The organism is Halomonas garicola (assembly GCF_031935715.1).
GTDB classification, from domain to species: Bacteria; Pseudomonadota; Gammaproteobacteria; order Pseudomonadales; family Halomonadaceae; genus Vreelandella; species Vreelandella garicola.
Genome location: NZ_JASSZF010000023.1, coordinates 17,504 through 40,366 on the forward strand (window position 1 = coordinate 17,504; position 22,863 = coordinate 40,366).

At 66.7% G+C, this 22,863-nt stretch carries 19 protein-coding genes, 1 tRNA gene and 1 pseudogene; 9 read left to right on the forward strand and 12 right to left on the reverse strand.

The window, feature by feature from the left end; all coding sequences use genetic code 11:
- Positions 1-35 precede the first annotated feature (35 nt).
- The 8 genes from RS027_RS09435 to modA form a co-directional block, all read right to left on the reverse strand.
- Positions 36-1,139 carry a DUF1513 domain-containing protein gene (locus RS027_RS09435; RefSeq protein WP_311956403.1) on the reverse strand — a complete coding sequence of 368 codons (1,104 nt, stop codon included), beginning with the start codon at positions 1,137-1,139 and terminating at the stop codon, positions 36-38.
- A 3-nt stretch (positions 1,140-1,142) separates the two neighbouring features.
- Complete coding sequence (locus RS027_RS09440; protein ID WP_311956404.1) at positions 1,143-2,192, reverse strand: imelysin family protein; 1,050 nt, start codon at positions 2,190-2,192, stop codon at positions 1,143-1,145.
- Between the two features lie 203 nt (positions 2,193-2,395).
- Positions 2,396-3,823 (reverse strand): di-heme oxidoreductase family protein, encoded by a 1,428-nt coding sequence (locus RS027_RS09445; RefSeq protein WP_311956405.1) that lies wholly within the window; start codon positions 3,821-3,823, stop codon positions 2,396-2,398.
- Positions 3,824-3,918: 95 nt separating this feature from the next.
- Entirely contained in the window at positions 3,919-5,187 is a 1,269-nt protein-coding gene (locus RS027_RS09450; protein WP_311956406.1) for an imelysin family protein, read from the reverse strand.
- A 99-nt stretch (positions 5,188-5,286) separates the two neighbouring features.
- Positions 5,287-6,132 carry a TOBE domain-containing protein gene (locus tag RS027_RS09455; RefSeq protein ID WP_311956407.1) on the reverse strand — a complete coding sequence of 282 codons (846 nt, stop codon included), beginning with the start codon at positions 6,130-6,132 and terminating at the stop codon, positions 5,287-5,289.
- 45 nt (positions 6,133-6,177) lie between these two features.
- Positions 6,178-7,269: a molybdenum ABC transporter ATP-binding protein gene (gene modC / locus RS027_RS09460; RefSeq protein ID WP_311956408.1), complete on the reverse strand. Its 1,092-nt coding sequence runs from the start codon at positions 7,267-7,269 to the stop codon at positions 6,178-6,180.
- The gene (modB, locus tag RS027_RS09465; protein WP_311956409.1) at positions 7,266-7,976 is read right to left on the reverse strand and encodes a molybdate ABC transporter permease subunit; all 711 of its coding nucleotides are present in this window, start codon (positions 7,974-7,976) and stop codon (positions 7,266-7,268) included. Before modB ends, modC begins: the two co-directional genes overlap by 4 nt.
- 44 nt (positions 7,977-8,020) lie before the next feature.
- On the reverse strand, positions 8,021-8,848 hold the full coding sequence (gene modA / locus RS027_RS09470; protein WP_311956410.1) for a molybdate ABC transporter substrate-binding protein: 828 nt from the start codon (positions 8,846-8,848) through the stop codon (positions 8,021-8,023).
- A gap of 340 nt (positions 8,849-9,188) precedes the next feature.
- Here modA and RS027_RS13550 point away from each other — a divergent pair, with 340 nt between their 5' ends.
- From RS027_RS13550 to RS027_RS09505, 8 genes are all read left to right on the forward strand, one after another.
- Positions 9,189-9,779: a molybdopterin-dependent oxidoreductase gene (locus RS027_RS13550; RefSeq protein ID WP_464380068.1), complete on the forward strand. Its 591-nt coding sequence runs from the start codon at positions 9,189-9,191 to the stop codon at positions 9,777-9,779.
- A gap of 48 nt (positions 9,780-9,827) precedes the next feature.
- Positions 9,828-12,263 (forward strand): formate dehydrogenase-N subunit alpha, encoded by a 2,436-nt coding sequence (gene fdnG, locus RS027_RS09475; RefSeq protein ID WP_464380069.1) that lies wholly within the window; start codon positions 9,828-9,830, stop codon positions 12,261-12,263.
- 1 nt (position 12,264) lies between these two features.
- The gene (gene fdxH / locus RS027_RS09480) at positions 12,265-13,188 is read left to right on the forward strand and encodes a formate dehydrogenase subunit beta (RefSeq protein ID WP_311956412.1); all 924 of its coding nucleotides are present in this window, start codon (positions 12,265-12,267) and stop codon (positions 13,186-13,188) included.
- A 1-nt stretch (position 13,189) separates the two neighbouring features.
- Positions 13,190-13,816: a formate dehydrogenase subunit gamma gene (locus tag RS027_RS09485; protein WP_311956413.1), complete on the forward strand. Its 627-nt coding sequence runs from the start codon at positions 13,190-13,192 to the stop codon at positions 13,814-13,816.
- A gap of 76 nt (positions 13,817-13,892) precedes the next feature.
- Positions 13,893-14,825, forward strand: coding sequence for a formate dehydrogenase accessory protein FdhE (gene fdhE, locus RS027_RS09490; protein WP_311956414.1), 933 nt, complete (start codon positions 13,893-13,895; stop codon positions 14,823-14,825).
- The gene (gene selA / locus RS027_RS09495) at positions 14,822-16,261 is read left to right on the forward strand and encodes an L-seryl-tRNA(Sec) selenium transferase (RefSeq protein ID WP_311956415.1); all 1,440 of its coding nucleotides are present in this window, start codon (positions 14,822-14,824) and stop codon (positions 16,259-16,261) included. Before fdhE ends, selA begins: the two co-directional genes overlap by 4 nt.
- The gene (gene selB / locus RS027_RS09500) at positions 16,258-18,183 is read left to right on the forward strand and encodes a selenocysteine-specific translation elongation factor (protein WP_311956416.1); all 1,926 of its coding nucleotides are present in this window, start codon (positions 16,258-16,260) and stop codon (positions 18,181-18,183) included. The genes selA and selB overlap by 4 nt, the downstream gene beginning before the upstream one ends.
- 22 nt (positions 18,184-18,205) lie before the next feature.
- A tRNA-Sec gene (locus RS027_RS09505) sits at positions 18,206-18,301 on the forward strand.
- 175 nt (positions 18,302-18,476) lie between these two features.
- On the opposite strand, the gene RS027_RS09510 is transcribed toward RS027_RS09505, so the two are convergent.
- Positions 18,477-18,944 (reverse strand): glycine cleavage system protein H, encoded by a 468-nt coding sequence (locus tag RS027_RS09510; protein ID WP_311956417.1) that lies wholly within the window; start codon positions 18,942-18,944, stop codon positions 18,477-18,479.
- Positions 18,941-19,324 (reverse strand): DsrE family protein, encoded by a 384-nt coding sequence (locus tag RS027_RS09515; protein WP_311956418.1) that lies wholly within the window; start codon positions 19,322-19,324, stop codon positions 18,941-18,943. The genes RS027_RS09510 and RS027_RS09515 overlap by 4 nt, the downstream gene beginning before the upstream one ends.
- A 320-nt stretch (positions 19,325-19,644) precedes the next feature.
- Here RS027_RS09515 and RS027_RS13535 point away from each other — a divergent pair.
- Positions 19,645-20,531 (forward strand): annotated as a pseudogene (locus tag RS027_RS13535) (IS30 family transposase); the annotation flags it as partial.
- A gap of 29 nt (positions 20,532-20,560) precedes the next feature.
- Here RS027_RS13535 and RS027_RS09525 read toward each other — a convergent pair.
- Positions 20,561-21,469: a methylenetetrahydrofolate reductase gene (locus RS027_RS09525; protein WP_311956419.1), complete on the reverse strand. Its 909-nt coding sequence runs from the start codon at positions 21,467-21,469 to the stop codon at positions 20,561-20,563.
- A 3-nt stretch (positions 21,470-21,472) separates the two neighbouring features.
- On the reverse strand, positions 21,473-22,669 hold the full coding sequence (locus tag RS027_RS09530) for a glycine cleavage T C-terminal barrel domain-containing protein (protein ID WP_311956420.1): 1,197 nt from the start codon (positions 22,667-22,669) through the stop codon (positions 21,473-21,475).
- Positions 22,670-22,863: the final 194 nt, after the last annotated feature.

Below are 22,863 nucleotides of genomic sequence, written 5' to 3' on the forward strand. Positions count from 1 at the left end.
CCTCGGCGAGGTCGGAGGGAGGAAGAAAGGCGGGATCAGGTCAGGTGGTTGTCCCAGTGCAGGGGCAAATCGGCAAGCGCTTTGGCCTCGGGATCGCCCGGGGTAATGCGGTAAAGCCCGCCGCGCCCGGACGACACCATAAAGCCACCCGCGCCGTCGCAGCGGGCGCCGGCGGCGTCGGGCAGGGTGTATGCGGCCAAAAGCTCGCCGCTCTGGTGGTCGAGCAGCAGCACCTTGTGGCCTCGGGGGGCGGTCACCAGCGCCAGCGGCCGGCTTCGGCTAACGGCGACGCTTGCGGTGTACTGCTGAAGGCTCGCGGTCAGCGCGTCATCAAGCGAAAGCTCGCTAAAGGTGCCGTCAGACCCCAGCCGGCAGAGCAGCGGGTGGGTTTCCCATTCCGGCCCCTGAAACTGATAGCCGGCGATCACCGTGCCGTCGGCGGCGACGTCCAGGTGCCGGCAGCTGAGCTGGTGGTGGGTCGGACGGTGGCGGGCGGTGACCTTGCCGCTGTGGCGGTTGACCAGCAACAGCGCCGGGTCCATCTCACCCAGGTTGAGCTTGACCCGGCCGTAGTCCGGGTGAGTCTTGATACCGCCAAGCCCCACCGCCAGAGTGTTGCCGTCGGGCAGCAGGCGGATCTCGTGGGGGCCGATGCCGTCAAGCTCGATATCGCGCCGGTGGCGGTAGTCGTCCTCGGCGTCGTAGACCCGGATAAGCCCCATGGCGTCTTCCAGCCGGTTGGCGGTGACGTAAAGGTAGCGTCCGGTGGGCTCGAACACGCCGTGGCCGTAAAAATGATGGCCCTCGCCGGCGGCGACTCGATGGCTCACCTCTTGCGCCTCGCCGTCCACCACGTAGAAGTGCTGCCCCGGCCGGCGGGCAAACACCACCGCCCGGGACGCCGTGGGCGACAGGCAGCCGCCGTGGCAGCGCTCGGGAATGCTTAGGGTAAAGTGGCGTTCGCCGTTTGGCGTAATGCCGGCGATGCAGTGGCGGCCCTTAGCGTCATCCACCGCGCTGAACAGCCAGTCGGCGCTTTCCCGCCCGGGCAGCGCCCAGGCAATAGACGGAAGCGCCGGCAGCGCGAGCGCCCCGGCACCGGCGGCGAGCAGGCGGCGGCGTGATTGATTGACGGCCATGGTTCAGTCTCCGTCGCTTGAGTTAAAGCCCCGGCGCAGCCCGGTGGCGGCGGCGACGTCCCGGGCGAGCAGCCGACGCAGCTGGCTTACCTGGACGTAAAAGCCCTGGAAGTCGGCAAAGGCGGCTTTTTTATCAAGGTCAGAGGCCTCGTCCTCGATAGCCGGAGCCAGGCCGTCGGGCAGCGTATTTGCCCGGGCGATGACTTCGTTCATCTGCTTTTCCAGCTTTTGCACAAGCTCGGCGTGGCCGCGGCTTTCGAGCAGCGCCGTCAAGCCCCGCATCAGGCCATCTTTCAGACCCTCAAGGCTTGCCCGCATCAGCGCCACGCTTTCGCCGCTGCGCCAGGCCTCAGCGCGATAGCGGTTGGCCGGCTTGCCGCGTAGCCCCAAGGGGCTTGCCAGGCACTTTTCCTCCAGCAGCTCCACGCTTTGGATCGCGCTTTGCAAAAGCGTATGGGTGTAGCTGTCGGTCTCGACAAAGTGCTCGCCGAACGCCTGCCAGTCGTCTTCCAGCGCCCGGGTGACGCTTACCAGATTAGTGCTCACCGCCTGGTAAAGCCCGCAGGCGTTGGGGCTTTTAAGCGCATCGCTCTCCATGGCGTCGTCGTACAAAAGGTACTCAAGGGCGGGAAAGCCCTGCAGCGCCACGCCGGCCTGCTCCACGTCCTCGAGCGTCGCCGGCGTATCGGCGTTCAGCCGGGTTTTGACCTTGCGCCCGACGAGGTTTTTACCGTCGGGCCAGAACTGCAGCTGCCAGCCCCGGCTTTGCTGCTCAATAGGGCCGAACTGGATATAGCGTACCGCCTGCCAGCGCCGGTAGGCGGCAAGCCACTCGGTTTCGAGCTCCGCGCGGGCCTCGTCGTCTGGGTTGGCGCAGTAGTCGGCTGCGCCCTGCTCGAGGGTTTCGGCGGCGTCGGTCAACGCGGCGTACTGCTGCGCGGCGCTTTGGTGCCAATGCTCGCGCGGGGTGGACGGGTCGGCGCCGGCCGTGCCGGCGGCCAGCAGCAGCGCAGCGGCCAGCCCGGCGCGATATAGAGAGCTTGGATGAGCCATGCAGGTTCCTTGATAAAAAGGGGGACAGTTAAAGCAGGGCTATCGCAGTTGGTTTAATTACGTTGATTGAACCGGTAACAGGTCGCCGAGAGGGCGCTATGGATCCGTCCCTGGAAGCTACCTACGCCATCCATGGCGTAGAACCCTCTCTTTAACCTGCTCCCGGTTCGATTGGTTATCTCCAACTGCAATGGCTCTGGGGGTTACAGAGATTCCAGAAAGCGCAGCACGCTTTGGCGCTTGTCTTTTGGCAGCTGACGATACTGCTCCCGGGCGTTTTCGGCCTCGCCGCCGTGCCAAAGAACCGCTTCCTGTAGCGTTCTGGCGCGGCCGTCGTGCAAAAAGCGCGCTCGGGGGTTTACCGTTTGCGCAAGGCCAATGCCCCACAGCGGCGGGGTGCGCCATTCCTGCCCGGAGGCCTCGAACTCGGCGCGATTGTCCGCCAGGCCTTCGCCCATGTCGTGAATCAGCAGATCGGTGTAGGGCCAGATGGTCTGGCCGGCAAGCGCCGCGCGCGACGCGTCGTCGGCGGTTTGCTGGCGCGGGGTATGGCAGGCCGCACAGCCCAGCCGGTTGAATTGCTTGGCACCCTGGGCCACGGCCTCGTCGCCCATGTTCCGGCGCATGGGCACGGCCAGGCTTTCGGCGTAGAAGGTGATGAAGTCGGCGATCTTGTCGCTGACCTCGGGCTCGCCGCCGCTTTCGAATTCATCGCAGCTCTGCGCGGCGGCGCAGTCGGTGGCCGGCGCCAGGCTCGAGGTCAGCCCCATGTCGCCGGCGAAGGCGTGCATGCTCTGCTGCTCGACGCTGGGCTCGCCGGCCTTCCAGCCGAAGCGGCCCACCACGGTCTTTTGGCGGCGCTCGTCCCAGACATGATTGACCCGGCCGGAGATACCGTCGCCGTCGGCGTCGTCCGGGTCAGCGGCGGCCAGCAGGTCGTCTTCGGGAACGGCGGATAGAAGCCCTAGCCCGACCATGGTCGGGGCCAGCCGGGGTGAGGTTTCCAGATCCTCGGGAAGCCCCTCGTAGGCCGGGTTATCGATGCGGTAGCGCGGGGCCTGAAGCGTGACCGTTTCGCCGCCTTCAAGCGCTACCTCGCGGGGTTCGTGCTCGATGACCAGCTTGCCTTCGGGCTCGGCGCCGGGGATGGCGGCGGTCTGCAGCTGGCGGCCGTAGCTCGGCACCGGCACCACGCCGAGCTGCCTGAGCGTTTTCTCGTCGCCCCGGTCGGCGGGCAGCGAGAGACGCAAAAACAGCGCAATGGGCGTCTCGTCGCCTTCGGGCGGGTGGCCGCGGCCGTCCTTCAGGTGGCAGCCCTGGCAGCTGTTGGTGTTGAACAAGGGCCCCAGACCGTCCCGGGCGGTGGTGCTCGACGGCGCCACCACCCAGGGGTTGCGGAAAAAGCTGTTGCCCACGCTGAAGTCGAGACGCTTGGTCATCGCCAGGTTGTCCAGCGGCAGCGAGTAGGCGTTGTGGTCGAACTGCTCCACCGAGCCGGCGCCCCCGGAGAGCCGCGCCTTTTGCAGCGGGTAGCCGCCGGCCTTGTCGGCGTCGGCAGCGGAAGCGGGGGCGGCGAGCGTCAGGCCGGATAGCGCAAGCCCGGCCAGAAGCGTCAGAGAGTGCGGTGTCATGGGCTGTCTCGCAGGAGGTATAGGCCTTGACGGCAAAAACCGCCCTGGCGGCGGGGCCACCGGGCGGTTGTCAGTAAGCGGGAGTCAGGCGGCGCCTAGAAGCGGTGGCCGGCGGTATCCGGCTGCAGCGAGGTGACATCAAGCGCGCCGGCGGCCTTTTCCAGCGAGGCGGTCTGGGTGACCAGCGCAAGAATGGCGTCGTTGATCATCGCACTGCCTTCTTCGTTGCCCGGGGCGATCATCATGTCAAAGGCCATGGGCGACTGCTCGGCTTCGGCGGCCTGCTTGATCACGTTAAGCTTGTCCATGCTGGTTTCCAGCTGGCCGCGCAGGGTGGTGGCAAGCTCAGGGTTTTCCTGTTCCACCAGGTCGGCAACGGCCGGGCCGGAGACGACGCTGCCGTCGATGCGCTCGTAGGTGCCGGTGTAGACGTTCTGAATGCCCTGGCCGTTGTAGTAGTGCGAGTTGTGGGTGTTATCGCTGAAGCAGTCGTGCTCGTCTTCAAAGGAGTTGGCTTCAAGCGCGACTTTCATGCGCTCGCCGGCAAGCTCGCCAAGGGACAGCGAGCCCAAGCCGAAGAGGATGCGGCGCAGGCCTTCTTCGTCGCTTTCGGCGAGCAGCTCGGCGCGGTAGTTGTCGTCCTGGTCCTCGGCCCACTGCCCGGTCATCCACTCAAGGTCTTCGACCAGCAGGTCGGATACGGCGTCGAGATACTTGCCCCGGCGGTCGCAGGGGCCGTTGGTACAGTCGTCGCCGGCGGCGTAGTCGCTTGCCGGGCGGTCGCCGCTGCCGGCGTCAAAGCCGTTGAGGTCCTGGCCCCAAAGGAGAAACTCGATGGCGTGGTAGCCGGTGGCGACGTTGGCCTCGGAGCCGCCGATCTCGTTCAAATCAGCCAGCACCTCGGGGGTCAGCTCGCTTACGTCGACGTCCTTGCTGCCCACGGTGACGGCGTCGTTGGCGACGATGTTGGCGGTGGCGCCCTCGCTTCCCAGCTCATGCTGGTAGTCGTCGGTCTCGACGTAGTCGATCATGCCTTCGTCCAGCGGCCAGGCGTTGACCTGGCCTTCCCAGTCGTCGACCACGGCGTTGCCGAAGCGGAACACTTCGGACTGTTGATAGGGCTCCCGGGCGGCAAGCCAGGCCTTGCGAGCGGCGGCCAGGGTCTCGACGGTGGGGTTTTCCAGCAGCGCATCGATGCGCTCGTTGAGCGTTTTCGCCGCGGTCAGCGAATCCTGGTAGGTGGCGTGGGCGATGTCGGCGTAGTGCGAAACGACCGCGTCAGGCGTGGCCTCGTTGGCCGCCTGGGCGGCCAACGGCATCAAAGCGGCAAGCGAAACGGTGGCAACGAGCGGGTGTCGGTTCATGCGACGCTTCCTCGGTATTCGAGTCGGAATGTTTGCGCACGTTACCGCATGAGGCAAATGATATTCAATACTATTCGACACATCCGCGCGGCGGCGGCGCTAGCGGGTGCCGACAATCACGCTCGAGGCCTTGAACATCGCGCTTGCCGGTGAGCCTTCGGCAAGGCCCAGGTGCGCAACGCTTGAGTTGGTGATGATCGCCGCCAGGCGCTCGCCGCCGTCAAGCGCAAGCACCACTTCGCTGTTGACAGCCCCCGGCACCAGCCGCTCTACGGTGCCGGCCAGGCAGTTGCGCGCTGACAGGCTGGCGCCCTCGGTCTCCACGGCGAGGATCACCGATGACGCCTTGATCAGCGCGAACGCCTCGCTGCCTTCGGCCAGGCCAAGGGAGGCCGCGCTTTCCTGGGTGATTACGGCGACAAGCCGCTGGCCGCCGGGCAGGGTCAGCTCGACTTCGTCGTTGACCGCGCCCTGGCGGAGGGCGGAAACGGTACCGCTGAACTGGTTGCGTGCGCTGCTTTTCATACTGAGTTTCCTTAACAGTGGCAGGTTTTCGCTGAGGCCTTCGGCCTCGCGGTTGAGCCGTTCGACGAAGTCCCGGTGCAGGGCGTCGAGGGTCTTGAAGTCTTCGACGAGCTTGGTGCCCGCGGGGGTGAGCCGAGTGGTGCCGCCGCCCTTGCCGCCGGCGTGGCGCTCAACCAGCGCCTCGCCGGCGAGGTTGTTCATCTGGTCCACGGCGTCCCAGGCGGCCTTGTAGCTCATTTTGATGGCTCGGGCGGCGGCGGAAATCGAGCCGGTCTCGGCGATGGCGGCCAGCAGCCGCATGCGGCCGTGGCTGGCAAAGCGCTGCTCGCCGGCGTTGAACCACAGCTGGCCCTCAAGCGTCAGGGGCTCGTGAACAGGGGTGTTGGAAGCGGGCGTGTCGTGAGAAGAGGTGGCCGCCATGGCAGTCTCCTGGCAGGGGCAAGCAAATGAAAACGGGCCACCAGCCTATCGCCAGCGCGTATCAAAGGCGACGCTTCGGATCAGCGCGGTGACCGCCTGGCCTTCTTCAAGGCCCATGTCGTCTCGGGATTTGCGCGTCAGCCGGGCGCGCAGGCGCTGCTCGCCAAGCGCGAGGACCACCTCGACGGCGGTTGAGTCGTCGGGGAGTGGGGCGATGGTTTCCACCCGGGCGGCAAGCCGGTTGCGGTAGCTGGTGCCCTCCGGGGCGGCGAGCGCCAGCGCTACGTCCCGAGCGGGGAGGCGCAGGCGCAGCGCGGTGCCCGCGGGGGCGTCGTGCAAGGGCACGGTCAGGCGGCGCTCGTCGTCCAGGGCAAGCTCGGTCAGGCCGTAGTCGCGGTCGTGGCCGACCACCCGGGCGTTAAGCATCGAGGCGGCGTCAAAGCCGCCCAGCTGGCGGGTGAGGTCCACGCGCAGCAGCACCTTTTCTAGCGCGTCGCTTGCCAGCACGCCGCCGTCTTCCAGCACCACCAGATGGTCGGCAATGGCGGTGAGCTCCTGGGGGTCGTGGCTGATGTAGACGATGGGAATATTCACGTCGCGCACCAGCGTCAGGATGAAGTGCAAAAGTTCCTGCTTGCGCGCGCCGTCAAGCCCCGAAAGCGGCTCGTCCATGAGCAAAAGCTCCGGGTCGGTCAGCAGCGCCCGGCCGATGGACACCCGCTGGGCCTCGCCGCCGGAGAGCGTGCCGGGCATGCGTTCGAGCAGATGGCCGATGCCGAGCAGCTTGACGATAGCGTCAAAGCGCGGGCGGGCCGAGGCCGGCATGCCGTAGGTGAGGTTGCCGCGCACCCGGTAGTGGGGGAACAGCCGGGGCTCCTGAAATACCACGCCGATGCGGCGCCGGCTGGGCGGGAGAAAGGTGCCGCCCTGGGTGTCCACCAGCGCTCGGGCGCCGAGCGTGACGTGGCCGGCATCGGGCTTGTCCAGCCCGGCGATCAGCCGCAGCAGGCTGGTTTTACCGCTGCCCGAGGCGCCAAACAGCGCGCTGACGCCCTTCGCCGGCAGGTTGAGATCGGCGTCTAGGGTAAAGCGGCCCTGGCGCTTTTTAACGCTGATCTGAAGTCCGGTGGTCGTCATGGCGTCGCCTCCTGGCCGTCGCGCTCGCTCATCCGCCGGCGGGCGTTGCGCGAAAGCCACTCCGACGCCACCAGCGAGATCATGGCGATAATCACCGAGATCACGCACAGCCGCGCGGCGGCGGCTTCCTGGCCGGGGGTCTGGATCAGGCTGTAAAGCGCCAGCGGCAGGGTGCGGGTTTCGCCGGGGATGTTGGAAGCGAAGGTGATGGTGGCGCCAAACTCGGATAGCGCCCGGGCAAAGGCCAGCATGGTGCCGGTGACCAGCCCGGGGACGCAAAGAGGCAGCGTGACGGTGAGAAAAATCCGCCAGCGGCTGGCCCCCAGGGTGTGGGCAGCGGCCTCAAGCTTGGGGTCCACCGCTTCAAGCGAAAGCCGCACCGCGCGGACAAACAGCGGAAAGGCCATCACGCCGCTGGCCACCGCTGCGCCCTGCCAGGTAAACGGCAGCGACATGCCGGCAAACTCGTGGAGCCACTGGCCGATAACGCCGCGCCGGCCCATGGAGACCAGCAGCAAATAGCCGATCACCACCGGCGGCAGCACCAGCGGCAGGTGAACCACGCCGTCGAGCAGCGCCTTGCCGCGAAACTCGCGCCGAGCGAGCAGCCAGGCCACGGCAATGCCGGGAATCAATATCCAGCCCACCGCGCTTAGCGCAATGCGCAGGCTGAGCTGGATGGCGTCCCATTCCGCCGGTGAAAGCATCAGGTCTTGTCCCGGTTTAGAGGTGAGTGGTCAACAATGAGCGATTAATCATCGAGCGCCGAGGCAAAGCCGTGTTCTTCAAAGATGCTCATGGCTTGACTGCCTTCAAGCCAGGCGCGGAAGGCCGCCGCATCGTCGTTATCTCCACTGTCAATCAGCGCCGCCGGGTAGACAATGGCGTCGTGGGTCTCCAGCGGGAAGAGCCCCAGGGTGGCGACGCCGTTGCTTGCCCGGGCGTCGGTCTGGTAGACCACGCCGGCGGGGGTTTCGCCGCGCTCGACCAGCGCAAGGGCGCTGCGCACGTCGCTTGCCCGGGCCAGGCGCGGCTCAAGCGCGTCCCATTCGCCCAGCGCCTCAAAAGCCTGCTTGGCGTAGATGCCGGCGGGGACGTGGGCCGGGTCGCCCACGGCCAGGCGCTCGCCGTCATCCAGCAGGCTTGCAAGCTCGCCGCTTTCGCCGGGGGTGAAATCGTCGCCGGCTTCGTCCGCCGGGGCGACCAGCGCCAGGCGGTTTTGCAACAGGTCGACGCGCTGGGCAACGTCAACGCCTTCGTCTTCGAGCCAGTCCATCCACTTCTGGTTGGCGGAGATATACACCTCGGCCGGCGAGCCGCTGGCGATCTGGCGGGCAAGCGTCGAGGACGAGGCGTACACCGGCACGATATCTACCGCCTCGTGTTCGGCGGTGTAGGCCTCGATGGCGTCATTCATGGCGTCGGTCATGGAGGCCGCGGCGGCGACGTGCAGCGTGCCCGCCTGGGCCGCGCCGGCCACGCCCAGCGCCGTGAGGACGGCCGCCAGGCGCAGCGGTTTGAGTGAAGAAAAGGGCGAGGAAGAAAGGAGCGGGGAAGTCAGCGAAGACGCGTTATGCATGGGGAAAGCGTACCGTTATGTAGTGAAGTATATAGCGAAGCTAACGCGGTGGTTGGCGAGTTGCAAGCGGGGTCGCGTCAAGCGGGTAAAATATGCACCCTTTACGACGAAGGCATGAGACGCCAGCGCGAAACGGGCGATGTGTCAGCCGTTAGCGCATGCTATTCTGAATGTGCAAACCAGCAGGGCCGCGCGTGCGGCATCCTATTCATGTTCATGCCGGCAAGGTGCGCCGTGCCCGGCAGTGACAGTTGCAATATCCGGTGGGCCGCTGCGCCCAGGCTCCCCCAAGAGAGCGGCAGGGACTGGCATACCGGGAGCAACGAGAGGAGAGTCCGCGATGGAAATGAATCGTCGGGAATTTTTCAAGTTTTGCGGTGCGGGGATCGGGGCATCCAGCCTTGCCGCGCTGGGCATGGCGCCGGAACCGGCCTATGCCGAGTCGATCCGCCATTTCAAACTGGCCAACACCAAGGAAGCGCGCAATACCTGCCCTTACTGCTCGGTAGGCTGCGGCATCATCCTCTACAGCCGCGGCAGCGGCGGCAAGAACGTCAGCCAGGATATCTTTCACGTCGAAGGCGACGCCGACCATCCGGTGAACCGCGGCACGCTGTGCCCCAAGGGCGCCGGGCTTGTCGACTTCATCCAGAGCCCCAACCGCCTGCACTATCCCCAGGTGCGCGAGCCGGGCAGCAACGAATGGAAGCGCATCAGCTGGGACGAGGCGCTTAACCGCATCGCGCGGCTGACCAAGGACGACCGCGACGCCAACTTCATTGAAAAGAACGACAGCGGCGATACCGTCAACCGTTGGCTTTCCACGGGCTTTCTGGCGGCTTCCGCCTCGTCCAACGAAGCCGGCTACATGACCCACAAGGTCGTGCGCTCCCTGGGGATTCTTGGTTTCGACAACCAGGCGCGCGTTTGACACGGCCCGACGGTGGCAGGTCTTGCCCCGACGTTTGGCCGTGGTGCCATGACAAACCACTGGTGCGACATCAAGAACGCCAACCTGGTGCTGGTAATGGGCGGCAACGCCGCTGAGGCTCACCCCTGCGGGTTCAAGTGGGTGACCGAGGCCAAGGCGCACAACCAGGCCAAGCTGCTGGTGGTGGATCCGCGCTTTACCCGGACCGCCTCGGTGGCGGATACCTATGCGCCGATCCGTACCGGTACGGACATCGCCTTTTTGGGCGGGCTGATCCATTACCTGATGGAACACGGGCGGATCCAGCACGAATACGTGCGTAACTACACCGATATGCCGTTCATCGTGCAGCGCGGCTTCACCTTCGAAGACGGCCTGTTCAACGGCTACGACGCCGACAAGCGCGCCTATCCGGACAAGAGCTCCTGGGATTATGAGCTTGACGACGACGGCTATGCCCGAGTCGACATGACCCTCGAGCACCCGCGCTGCGTGTACCAGCTGATGAAAAAGCACTACAGCCGCTACACGCCGGAAATGGTCAGCAGCATCTGCGGCACGCCGCTCAAGCGCATGATGAAAGTGTGGGACGATATTGCCGAGACGTCGGTGCCCGGCAAGACCATGACCATCCTCTATGCGCTGGGCTGGACTCAGCACTCGGTGGGCTCGCAGATGATCCGCGCCGGCGCCATGCTGCAGCTGCTGCTTGGCAACATCGGCATGCCCGGAGGCGGCGTCAACGCCCTGCGCGGTCACTCCAACATCCAGGGGCTGACCGACCTGGGGCTGCTCTCGAACCTGCTGCCGGGCTACATGACCCTGCCCCGGGACGAGGAGCAGAGCTACGAGGACTACATCGCCAGCCGTGCCCAGCAGCCGCTGCGCCCGGGGCAGATGTCCTACTGGCAGCACTACGAAAGCTTCCACGTCAGCCTGATGAAGGCCTGGTACGGCGACGCTGTCACCGAGGACAACAACTGGGGCTACGACTGGCTGCCCAAGCTCGACGAGCCGCTTTACGACGTGCTCAAGTTCTTCGACATGATGTATGAGGGCAAGGTCAACGGCTATTTCTGTCAGGGGTTCAACCCCATCAGCGCCTTCCCCAACAAGGCCAAGATCAGCGCGGCGCTGTCGCGGCTGAAGTACCTGGTGGTGATGGATCCGCTGAAGACCGAAACCTCGGAGTTCTGGCAGAACGTCGACGAGTACAACGACGTCGATACCGCCAATATCCAGACCACGGTGTTCCGTCTGCCGACGACCTGCTTTGCCGAAGAAGACGGCTCGCTGGTCAACAGCGGCCGCTGGCTGCAGTGGCACTGGAAGGGCGGCGAGCCGCCGGGCGAGGCGCGGCCGGACATCACCATCATGGGCGGGATGTTCCATCGTCTGCGCGATCTGTATCAGCGCGAGGGCGGGGTCTTCCCCGAGCCCATTATCAACCTCGACTGGTCCTACCAGCGCCCCGACGAGCCGTCGCCGGACGAAGTGGCCAAGGAGTTCAACGGCTACGCCATTGAGGATTTGCGCAACGAGGACAGCGATGAGGTCGAGGTGAGCGCCGGCAAGCAGCTTTCAGGCTTTGGCCAGCTGCGCGCCGACGGCTCCACCGCCAGCGGCTGCTGGCTGTTCTGCGGGTCCTGGACTGAGGAAGGCAACCAGATGGCTCGGCGCGACAACGCCGACCCCTATAACATGGGCCAAACCCTGGGCTGGGCCTGGTCGTGGCCGGCCAACCGTCGGATCCTCTACAACCGCGCCTCAGCGGACGTCGCCGGCAATCCGTGGGACAGCGATGACAAGCGCCTGGTGTGGTGGGACGGCAGCAAGTGGACGGGCACCGACGTGCCGGACTTCCCCGTGAATTCGGCGCCGGAAGAGGAAATGAGTCCGTTCATCATGAACCCCGAAGGCGTGGCGCGTTTCTTTGCCCGGGATAACATGGTCGAAGGGCCTTTCCCCGAGCACTACGAGCCGTTCGAAACGCCCATCGGCCGTAACCCGCTGAACCCGGATAAGCCGGAGGTAACCAGCAACCCCGCCGCGCGGGTGTTCCGCAACGACATGGAGCTATTCGGCAACGCCGAGGAGTTCCCCCATGCGGCCACTACCTACCGGCTGACCGAGCACTTCCACTTCTGGACCAAGCACTGCCGGATCAACGCGATCATGCAGCCCGAGCAGTTTGTGGAAATCGGCGAGGTCATGGGTAACGAGCTGGGGATCAAGGCCGGCGACCGGGTGCGGGTATCGTCCAACCGCGGCTACATCGAGGCGGTGGCGGTAGTCACCAAGCGCATCAAGCCGCTGGAGGTGGACGGCAAGACCGTGCACCACGTGGGCATTCCGCTGCACTGGGGCTATGTGGGGCTGGCCAAGAATGGCTACGTCACCAACACCCTGACCCCCTTCGTGGGCGACGGGAATACCCAGACGCCGGAGTTCAAGTCGTTCCTGGTGAACGTGGAGAGGGTTTGATATGGCGACTCAAGACGTTATCGCGCGTTCGGCCACCACCACGCCCAGCCCGTCGGTGCGCGAACAGCAGGACGTGGCCAAGCTCATCGACACCTCGCTGTGCATCGGCTGCAAGGCCTGCCAGGTGGCGTGCATGGAGTGGAACGAAGTCCGCGACGAGATCGGCAGCACCGTCGGGGTGTACGACAACCCCGACGATCTGACGGCCGACTCCTGGACGGTGATGCGCTTTGCCGAGCACGAAACCGACGAAGGCGATCTGGAGTGGCTGATCCGCAAGGACGGCTGCATGCACTGCGTCGAGCCGGGCTGCCTGGAGGCCTGCCCGAGCCCCGGCGCGATCATCCAGTACGCCAACGGCATCGTCGACTTCAACCAGGACAACTGCATCGGCTGCGGCTACTGCATCACCGGCTGCCCGTTTGACGTGCCGCGCCTCTCCGAGAAGGACAACAAGGCGTACAAGTGTACCCTGTGTTCCGACCGGGTGAGCGTGGGGCTGGAGCCGGCCTGTGTGAAAACCTGCCCCACCGGCGCCATCGTCTTCGGCTCCAAGGACGACATGAAGGAGCACGCCGACGGGCGCATTGCCGACCTGCAGTCGCGCGGGTTCGACAACGCCGGGCTTTATGATCCGGCCGGCGTAGGCGGCACCCACGTGATGTACGTGCTGCACCACGCCGACAAGCCGGGGCTTTATAGCGGCTTGCCCCAGGATCCGAGCATCAGCCCGATGGTCGGCGCCTGGAAGGGGCTGACCAAGCCGCTGGCCATGCTGGCCATGGGCGCCACGGCGCTCGCCGGGTTCTTCCACTATGTGCGGGTGGGCCCCAACCGCGTCGAGGAAGATGACGTGGACGACGCAACGCCGCCGCCGGCTGCCGAGCGTGACGAGCGCCACGACGCTGACCGAGGAGGGCACTGACATGAAACGGGATATCCAGCGGTATACGGCCAACGAGCGTAGCAACCACTGGGCGGTCGCGCTGCTGTTCATACTGTCGGCGCTCTCTGGCATGGCGCTGTTTCATCCGGCGCTATTCTGGCTCAGCCACCTTTTTGGCGGCGGCCCCTGGACGCGGATTCTCCACCCCTTTATCGGCGTGGCGATGAGCGTGCTGTTTGCGCTGATGGCCTGGCGCTTCGCCGGGCGCAACCGCATTCACCCCCGGGATCGCCAGTGGCTTTCCCGCTGGCGCGACGTGGTGGCCAAGCGCGACGACGAGCTGCCACCGGTAGGCAAGTACAACGCCGGCCAGAAGCTTCTGTTCTGGGTGCTGCTAGCAAGCCTTGCCGTGCTGCTGCTGACCGGGATCGTGATCTGGCGCGAGTACTTCAGCGGCGCCTTTGCCGTGGGGCTGATCCGCTTTGCGAGCCTGCTGCACGCCTTCGCCGCCTTTGTGCTGGTCACGTCCATTATCGTGCACATCTACGCCGCCATCTGGGTCAAGGACTCGGTGGGCGCGATGCTTCACGGCAAGGTCAGCCAGGCCTGGGCGCGCAAGCATCACTCCCTGTGGCACGATGAGGAAATGCGCAAGAAAGAGCGCTGAAACGCTACGCCCCGCCGCCGGCGCAATGCCGGCGGCGGGGTGTAATCCGCATGCCGATCTGATAAGGAGGGCCGCCGTGTCTTCCCCCATTCTCGAGCCGGGGCAGATTGAAGCCTCGGCTACCACGCCACCCTTTGTCCAGCTGCCGCCGGAAGCGCAGTTCCGCTTTCGCGCCGAACGGCTGGACAAGCTGGCCGACGGCCACGCCATGGGCGACTACCTGGCGCTCATGGCAAGCGTGGCCCGGGCCCAGCAGCAGGTGCTGGACGACCCGCCCGACGTGCCAGCGCTTGCCGCGGGTGACCTGGACGCCGCGTATCGCCACGACATGCCGCCGCTGGCGGTGGATACGCTGGTGCAAAATCCCGGCTGGCAAACCCTGCTGGATGCCTGGCTCGACGCCTTTGACGCCGAGCAGCCCACACCCGCTGCCGCGGTGAGCGAGGCGCTTGCTGCGCTTCGCGATGCCGACGGCGAAACGCGCAAAGCCTGGGCCCAGGCGCTGCTGGGCGGACGCTTTGGCGACGTGCCTGCGGCGATGGCGCCCTTTATCGGGGCGGCGCTGCAGCTCGCCTGGCGCTACTGGCTCAACCAGGTGGATGCCAAGGGCATCCGCGAGCGCGAAGACCAGACGCTGTGCCCCTGCTGCGGCTCGCTGCCCGTGGCCGGCGTTATTCGCCATCGCCGCCCCATCGACGGCGTGCGCTATCTGCTGTGCTCGCTGTGCTCGACCGAGTGGCACTACGTGCGCCTCAAGTGCAGCCACTGCCTGAGCACCAAGGAGCTTGACTACCTGCACTTCGACGACGCCCCCTACGGCATGAAGGCCGAGGCCTGCCCGGAGTGCCATACCTATCTCAAACAGCTGTATCTGGAGCAGGCACCGGAAGGTGAAGTGGTGTCTGCGGACCTTGCGAGCCTGGATCTGGACCTGCGCCTGGACGAGCAGGGCTATCGGCGGCGCGCGCCCAACCTGATGCTGATTCCCGGCGGCCAGGAGACGCCATGAGCGCACCGCCCGGGCCGCGCCCGCCGGCGGTGGATCGCCTGTTGGGGGCCGATGGCATGGCCGAGCTTGAGGCACGCTTTGGCCGTCAGGCGGTGCGCGACGCGGCCCGGGGCGAGCTTGCCGACCTCGGCGCCGCTTTTCGCCGCGGCGCGCTAACGGCGGAAGCCGTGGAACTTCCCGGTCTGGTCGAAGCGCTGGCGCGCCGGCTCGATACCCGCCAGAGGCCCCGGGTGCAGCGCCTTTTCAACCTCACCGGCACCGTGCTGCATACCAACCTTGGGCGCGCGCTGCTGCCCGACGCCGCCGTCGAGGCGGTGGTACAGGCGGCGCGCTACCCGCTCAACCTGGAATTTGACCTCGCCGACGGCCGGCGCGGCGACCGCGATAGCCTGGTCGAGCCGCTTCTGTGCGAGCTCACCGGCGCCGAGGCGGCCACCGTGGTCAACAACAACGCCGCCGCGGTGCTGCTTTCGCTCAGCGCCCTGGGCGCCGGGCGCGAAGGCGTGATTTCCCGGGGCGAGCTGGTCGAGATCGGCGGCTCCTTTCGCATCCCCGATATCATGGAGCAGGCCGGCGTCACCCTGCGCGAGGTGGGAACGACCAACCGCACCCACCCCCACGACTACGCCGATGCCCTGGGCGAGCAGACAGGGCTGATCGCCCGGGTGCACCCCAGCAACTACCGTATCGAAGGCTTTACTCGCAGCGTGCCCAACGAGGAGCTTGCGGAGCTGGCTCGCCGCCACGGCGTGCCGCTGGTGGAAGACCTGGGAAGCGGTAGCCTGGTGGATCTGTCGCATTACGGCCTGCCCCGGGAGCCGCTGGTGCAGGAGTCGCTTACCGCCGGCGCCGACGTGGTGACCTTCAGCGGCGACAAGCTGCTCGGCGGCCCCCAGGCCGGGGTGATCGTTGGCCGGCGCGACCTGATCGAACGGATCAAGCGCCACCCCCTCAAGCGCGCGCTGCGGGTGGACAAGCTGACCCTGGCCGCCCTGGAAGCCGTGCTCGGGCTCTACCGCGACCCCGACCGCCTGGCCGAGCGCCTGACCACCCTTGCGCTGCTGGCCCGGCCGGCCCAGGCCATTCGTGCCCAGGCCGAGCGCCTGGCGCCGCGGCTGGCCGGCTGGCTGGGGAAGGGCTGGCGGGTGGACGTCGCCGACGCCCAGGGCATGATCGGCAGCGGCGCCCAGCCGGTCGCCCGGCTGCCCAGCGCCGCGCTGTGCCTGACGCCGGACTGCCCCCGGCGAGAAGTCGGCGGAAAGCTGGCCGCGCTTGCGGATTCGCTTCGCGGCCTGCCGATTCCGATCGTTGGGCGCATCGAGGCCGGGGCGCTGTGGCTCGACCTGCGCCAGCTGGATGACGAAGCGGCGTTTCTCTACCAGCTGACCGCAAAGCAGGCGCCGCACCCTGCCGAGGAAGGAGTGGACAACGCATGATCGTGGCTACCGCCGGACACATTGACCACGGCAAGACAGCGCTGCTCGCCGCCCTGACCGGGGCCGACGGCGACCACCGCCGGGAAGAGCGCGAGCGCGGCATGACCATCGATCTTGGCTACCGCTACGCGGCGCTGGACGCCGACACCACCCTTGGCTTCATCGACGTGCCGGGGCACGAAAAGTTTGTCCACAATATGCTGGCCGGCGCCGGGGGTGTGGATATCGCCCTGCTGGTGGTGGCCGCCGACGACGGCGTGATGCCGCAAACCCGGGAGCATCTGGCCATTCTTGGGCTGCTGGGTATTGCCCGGCTGTGGGTCGTGCTGACCAAAACGGATCGCGTCGACGCCGTCCGCGGCGAGGCCGTCAAAACCGACGTTCGCCGGCTGCTGGCCGAGGCCGGGTATCAGGACGCGCCGTGCTTTGCGCTGTCGAGCCACACCGGCGACGGCGTCGATGCGCTGCGCGAAGCGCTTTCCCGGCAGGCCCGGGAGACGGCCGCGCGAAGCGACGAGGGCGAGTTTCGGCTTTCCGTGGACCGGTCTTTCAGCGTGGCCGGGGCCGGCGTGGTCGTTACCGGCACGGCGCTTGCCGGGCGCATAAGCGTCGGCGATAGCCTGTGGAGCGAAGACGAGGACGGCCGGGCGCGCCGGCTCCGGGTGCGCGGCCTGCACGCCCAGAATCGCCCGGCAGAAACGGCCACCTCGGGGCAGCGCGTCGCGCTCAACCTCGCCGGCGAGCGTCTGCGCCCCGAACACGTGCCCCGGGGCAGCTGGCTGGTGGGCGAGGCCCTGCGCGGCACCGGTCGGCGGCTGGATATCCAGCTGCGGGTGCTCGACGACGCACCCCGGGCGCTGGCCCACTGGACGCCGGTGCACGTTCACCTCGGCGCCCAGCGGCTGATGGGCCGGGTGGCGCTGCTGGCGGGCAAGACGCTGGCGCCGGGTGAGGAAGCGCCGGCCCAGCTGGTGCTCGAAGGCCACGTGCATGCGGTGCACGGCGACGCCGTGGTGCTGCGCGACCAGTCGGCCTGGTTCACCCTGGGCGGCGGGCGCGTGCTGGACCCCCAGGCGCCCGCCAGGGGCCGGCGTACCCCGGCGCGGCTGGCCGAGCTTGAGCGGTTGGCCAGCGGCGGGCTGGAAGCGGCGCTGCTTGCCAGGCTAAAAGCCGCCCGCAACGGCCTCGACCCCGACGCCCTGGTGCGCCAGTACAACCGCCCCGGAGCTCTGCGGCAGCTGCCCGCCGAGGTGCGTTCGGTGACCACCCGGCGCGGCGAGCGGCTGTTTGCCGAAGCGCGCTGGCAGGCGCTGGGCGAGGCGCTGACGGCGGCACTGGGGGCGTTTCACGAGCAGCAGCCCGACGAGCCGGGGCCGGACCGGGCGCGGCTGCGCCGCTTTGGCCTGGCGTACCTGGAGCCGGCGGTGTATACCGCGCTGGTGGACGAGGCCCTGGCGGCCGGCGCGATTCGGGCGTCCGGCCCCTGGCTGCACCTGCCGGACCACCGGATACGCCTGAGCGCCGAGGAAGAAGCGCTCAGGGCGCGGCTGTGGCCGCTGCTCGAGGCGGGCGGCAGCAATCCGCCCTGGGTGCGCGACCTGGCGCGCCGTGAAAACGTCGACGAAGCCCGGGTGCGCGCGCTGCTGCGCAAGCTTGCGCGCATGGGCGAGCTGCACCAGGTAGTGCGAGACCTGTTTTACCCCGCCGCGGTCGTGGATGCGCTGACGGTAGAGGCCGTGGCGCTTGCCGAAAGCGACGCGGGCCTGAGCGTGGTGGCGTTCCGCGACCGGCTGGAACTGGGGCGCAAGCGCTGCGTGCAGCTGCTGGAATACCTTGATCACATCGGCGTGACGCGCCGGTTTGGCAACCTGCGCCGCCTCCGCGAGGAAAGCAGCATGGTTCAGCGCGTTAGAACGCGTTAAAGTAGGCGACAACGCGTATCGAGGAAGGCAATCGCATCCGGTGGTGCGGCCGGACTTCAAATCCGGTTGGGGGCGGCAGCCGCTCCCGGGTGGGTTCGACTCCCACTGCCTTCCGCCACTTTCTATCGCCACTTTCTTCCACCGCTTTCTTCCACCACTTTCTTCCACCACTTTCTTCCACCCTTTCCGCGTTTTTCTTCTTTTCCCTTGCCGCTTTCTCTTCCCCTCTTTTTATCTTTTCTTGCCTGTCCCTTACGGTCGCCCGGCGTGAGCGTTGGCGATGCAGCAAGCGCTCACTCCCCGCGCCGGTACGCCTGCACGCTGGTATCGTCGGGGTCGAAGCCGTCGCGTTCGGCCTCACGTTCGAAGGCGGCAACGGCGCTGTCGCTGCGCAGCAGCCGGGCCCGGGCGGCGGGCCAGTCTTCCGGCGTCAGGCGGATCATCCAGCCCTCGCCGTAAGGGTCCAGGTGAACCAGCGCCGGGCGCTCGTCCAGCAGCGAATTGTGCGCGCTCACGGTGCCCGAAAACGGGCTTTTGGCCGCCGCCGCCGCCTTGGCAAACTCCACCACGCCGAAGCTGCGCCCGGCTTCGATGCGCAGACCTAACCGCTTGGGGGTAAAGGCAAAAATCTCGCCGTAAAGCGCCACGCCGTAGTCGCTCAGGCCCAGGGTAATCTGGCCGTCGGGCTCTTCACGCAGCCACAGGTTGTGTTCGGGGGCGTAAAGGCGATCGTCGGGAAACGTCAAACCGTCGAGTTTCACAGGGAAAGCACCTTGTCGTATTCCAGAATCATGGCCGCCAGCTCGCCGCCGCTGCCGTAGTCGTCGACTTCCTCAATCAGCGCCTCGGGCGCCGCTGGCGCCCGGCCCGGCGCCGGCGGCTTGCGGCAGAGATAAAGCCCGGCGCCGGCCTGTTTGGCCTGGCGCATGAAATGGATCACCGGCGCGCCGTCGGGCTCGGCATATAGCGCCTCGGCAACGCCGGGGCGGGAAAGCTCGGCGGCTTCGCCGGTCAGGTAGAGCGTCACCTCGGCGTCAAGGCAGGCCAGCAGCGTGGCAATATGAAAGGGTGCTGCGCAGCGCGCCGGCGTGCTCGGGCCGCTGACGACCAGAATTAAAACGCGTCGGGCCGTTTCGGCCATGGCCACCTCCGCTATCAAAAACGTGCCGGTTAACGCCGGGCGAATGCCGGGCAGACCGCCATTTTGAGCAACTTGCCCCGCGCCGGCAAGCGCCGGCCGGTTGGCTATAGGGCCATCGCAGTTGGTAATCCAGTGGAGCCGGGAACAGGTCGAAGAGGGGGTTCTACGCTAAGGACGGCGTAGATAGCGTCCAGGGAGGGATTCATAGCGCCCCCTCGCAGACCTGTTGACGGCTCAACCCAGGCGACTGGAGCTAACTGCAATCGTCTTGCGGTTGGCTATGTCTGCCTTTTTGAAGCCTGAATTCATAGAATAACTGCAGCACGATTAGCCGTGAGTTGCGCCGCAACGCGACGGCCAGTGGCTATGATCCCGAACAGGCTCAGGCTTGTAGCGATTACCGACGACGCGCCGCCCGGAAATGGACGAAGCGCTTGCCCAGCTTGGTCGCTGCGGTGGCGGACCGACTGCGTGAGGAGTGGAGCCCAGAGCAGATCAGCGGATTCATGGCACTATTAGCCGGCGTAGGCGTCAGCCATCAATGGATCTACTCCCTGGTCTGGGATGACAGGGCCCGCGCGGCACTCTTTGGCAGCATCTCCGGCAGCCCAAGAGACGCAGCAAGCACCGTGCTCACGCCAAAAGCGCAGGGCTTGGCAAGATACCTGATCGCGTGGGTATCGAGCATCGCCCGGCCGAGGTTGAGAAGCGGCGCTATATCGGCCACTGGGAGGGTGACACGGTACTGCAGGGGGATAAGCAATCAGGCATCGTCACGCTGGTTGAGCGCCGCAGCGGCTATCTGCTGGCGGCACGGCTACCCAGCATTACAGCGGCGTTGACGAAAACGGCCATGATCCGCCTGCTGAAGCCTCGTCGAGGTGCGGTGACAACCATCACGCTGGATAATGGTTCGGAGTTTTCGGAGCACCAGACCGTGGCAAAAGCCGTAGCAGCGAGAACATACTTTTGCGACGCCTACTGCTCGGGACAACGTGGAACCAATGAAAACACCAACGGCTTGATTCGGCAGTATTTTCCCAAGGGAACCAGCTTCCGCCAAGTCACTGATGCCGAGCTACGCAGGGTGGTGAGAAAGCTAAATGACCGACCACGAAAACGACTCGGCTATCGAACATCGGCACAGGTGTTTCTGGGGGAGTACTCTGGAGCACTGAATACCGCAGGTGCTGCGCTTATTACTTGAATCCGGGAAGCCAAGCTGTCGAGAAAGCGTCACGGACGCTGCCCCGCTATCGCGCTGTCCCGATTTTGGCAGTGGGTGGCGCGTAGCCCTTCCAGCCAGGCGCAGGTGGCGTCTGTCTGGTTGAAGGTGTAGACGTGCAGGCCGGCGAAGCCGTCCGCGCTGCCCAGCGTCGGCAGCAGGTCTCGCACCAGGTCGTCGGGGCGGTAGGGGGCGGGACGCAGCAGGCGCCCGATCAGCGTCCTGTGGCGCCCGAGCGCGCGGATCGAGGGCCCCAGGCCGATGCGTATGGCCACCGACAGCAGCCGCGCCTGGCTCATCACCCCGGGAATACCCGCCTGCACCGGCAGCGTCAGCCCGCGCTGGCGCTGTGCCGCCAGCCACGCCAGCAGCGGCGCCGACTCGAAGCACATCTGGGTGACGGCGTAGTCGGCCAGCCGTGCCTTGGCCTCGAGATCCCGCTGCAGGACGGCGTCATCGAGTCGCGGATGCCCCTCCGGATAGGCGGGAACCCCGAGCCGCGAGGGCCGTGAAGGCATCGCCGCCAGCGCCTCCAGCAGGGCCAGGCCTCCAGTATACTCGCCCGCCGCCTCGCTGGCGTCGCCGCCCACCACGAAGGCGTCCTCGATGCCGGCGGCTGCCAGGCGCGACACGATGTCCGCCAGCTGGGACTTGTTGCGGATCAGCCGCGCGGCGAGATGGGGCACCGCGCGGAACCCGGCCGCCGCCAGCCACTCTGCTGCCTCCAGGGTGCGATCGATGCCGTGGCGCGGCGAGCAGGTCACGGTAACTCGGGCCCCGGTCGGGAGGCGGCGCGCCGCCTCCCGCATCTCGCTGAGCGGCAGCAGCTCAAAGCGCGGGTCAGCCAGGGCCGCACAGCGCCCGATGGGCGGCTCCGATGCCGTGGCTTCCCGCACTTCTGCCTTCAGTGGTTCCTTCATGGCTCAGCCCTTGGGAATATCCTTGCGCGGATCATGGAACGGCTTGGGCACCACCACCGCGTCCTGCATGCCGGTGTTGGCCTCGATGCGCAGCGGCGTGCCGAGTTCGGCGTGAGTCGCCGGCAGCATGGCATAGCCGATGTTGCGCTCCTGGCGCGGCGAGTGGGTCGCCGACGTCACCTCGCCGATGAGCTCCCCAGCGTCGTCATGGACGGGGAAGGTGTCGATCATCGAGCCGTCGGTAAAGTAGCCGATGTTCGGGCCCTCGATCTCTACGCCCACCAGACGACGCGAGACGCCTTCAGCCTTGATGCGCTCCAGGGCTGTCCGGCCGACGAAGTCGTCGTCGCCGCGCAGGTCGACCATCCAGTCGTAGCCCATGCCCACCTCGAAGGGGTTGGTGTCGTACCAGATGTCGCAGCCGAAGGCCAGGATGCCCCCTTCGATGCGGCGGATATGGCAGGGACCGATCACCTGCATGCCGTGAGGACGTCCGGCCTCGAAGACCCGCTGCCAGAGCGCCTCCCCGTAGCGGCTCGCCTCGCGCAGGTAGATCTCGTAGCCGATCTCGCCGGAGTAGCCGGTGCGCGAGATCACCACCGACATGCCGTCGAGCTCCGCCTCCATGAGATGATAGTAGGGAATCTCCAGAACCCGCTCGCCGAAGAGGTCTACCATGACCGGCTTGGCATGCGGTCCCTGTACCTGCACCGGGGCCACGTCGACTTCGCGGATGCTGACGTCCAGGCCGGCGTGGTAGGCCAGCCCCTGGCACCACAGCAGCACGTCGCTGTCGGCCAGCGACAGCCAGAAGCGGTTCTCCTCGAGGCGCAGCAGCACCGGGTCGTTGATGATGCCGCCGTCGGCGGCGGTGACGAAGACGTACTTGCACTGGCCGACCTGGCACTGGCGCATGTCGCGGGGCACCAGCCGCTGGGTGAAGGCGAAGGCGTCGGGGCCGCTGATCTCGATCTGGCGCTCCACGCCCACGTCCCACAGGGTGACGCCCTCCACCAGCGCCCAGTACTCGTCGACCGGGTCGGTGTAGAGACGCGGGTGATAGTGGTGGTTGTAGACGCTGTATTTGCGCACCCCGTGCCGCCGGGACGCGTAGAAGAACGGCGACTTGCGGATCCGCGGATAGAGCAGGATCTCCGGCGCCGCCTGGGTATGCTCGATGCTTTCGATGACCTGTGACATGGCGATGTCTCCTTTGCAGGCTCCTGGGCCGTGGCGTAGTGCCTCGGACGGCGGTCTGCAGACCGCCCTTGACTCCGAAGCTAGCCCTGCCGTCTCCTCTTCGTGGCGCCGCCGACGACGGTCACTTTGCTGTTTACGACACCTCGCCCTCTCGGGTACCGGCGGCGGTCGCTGCAAGGCAAGTCCCTGTCGGC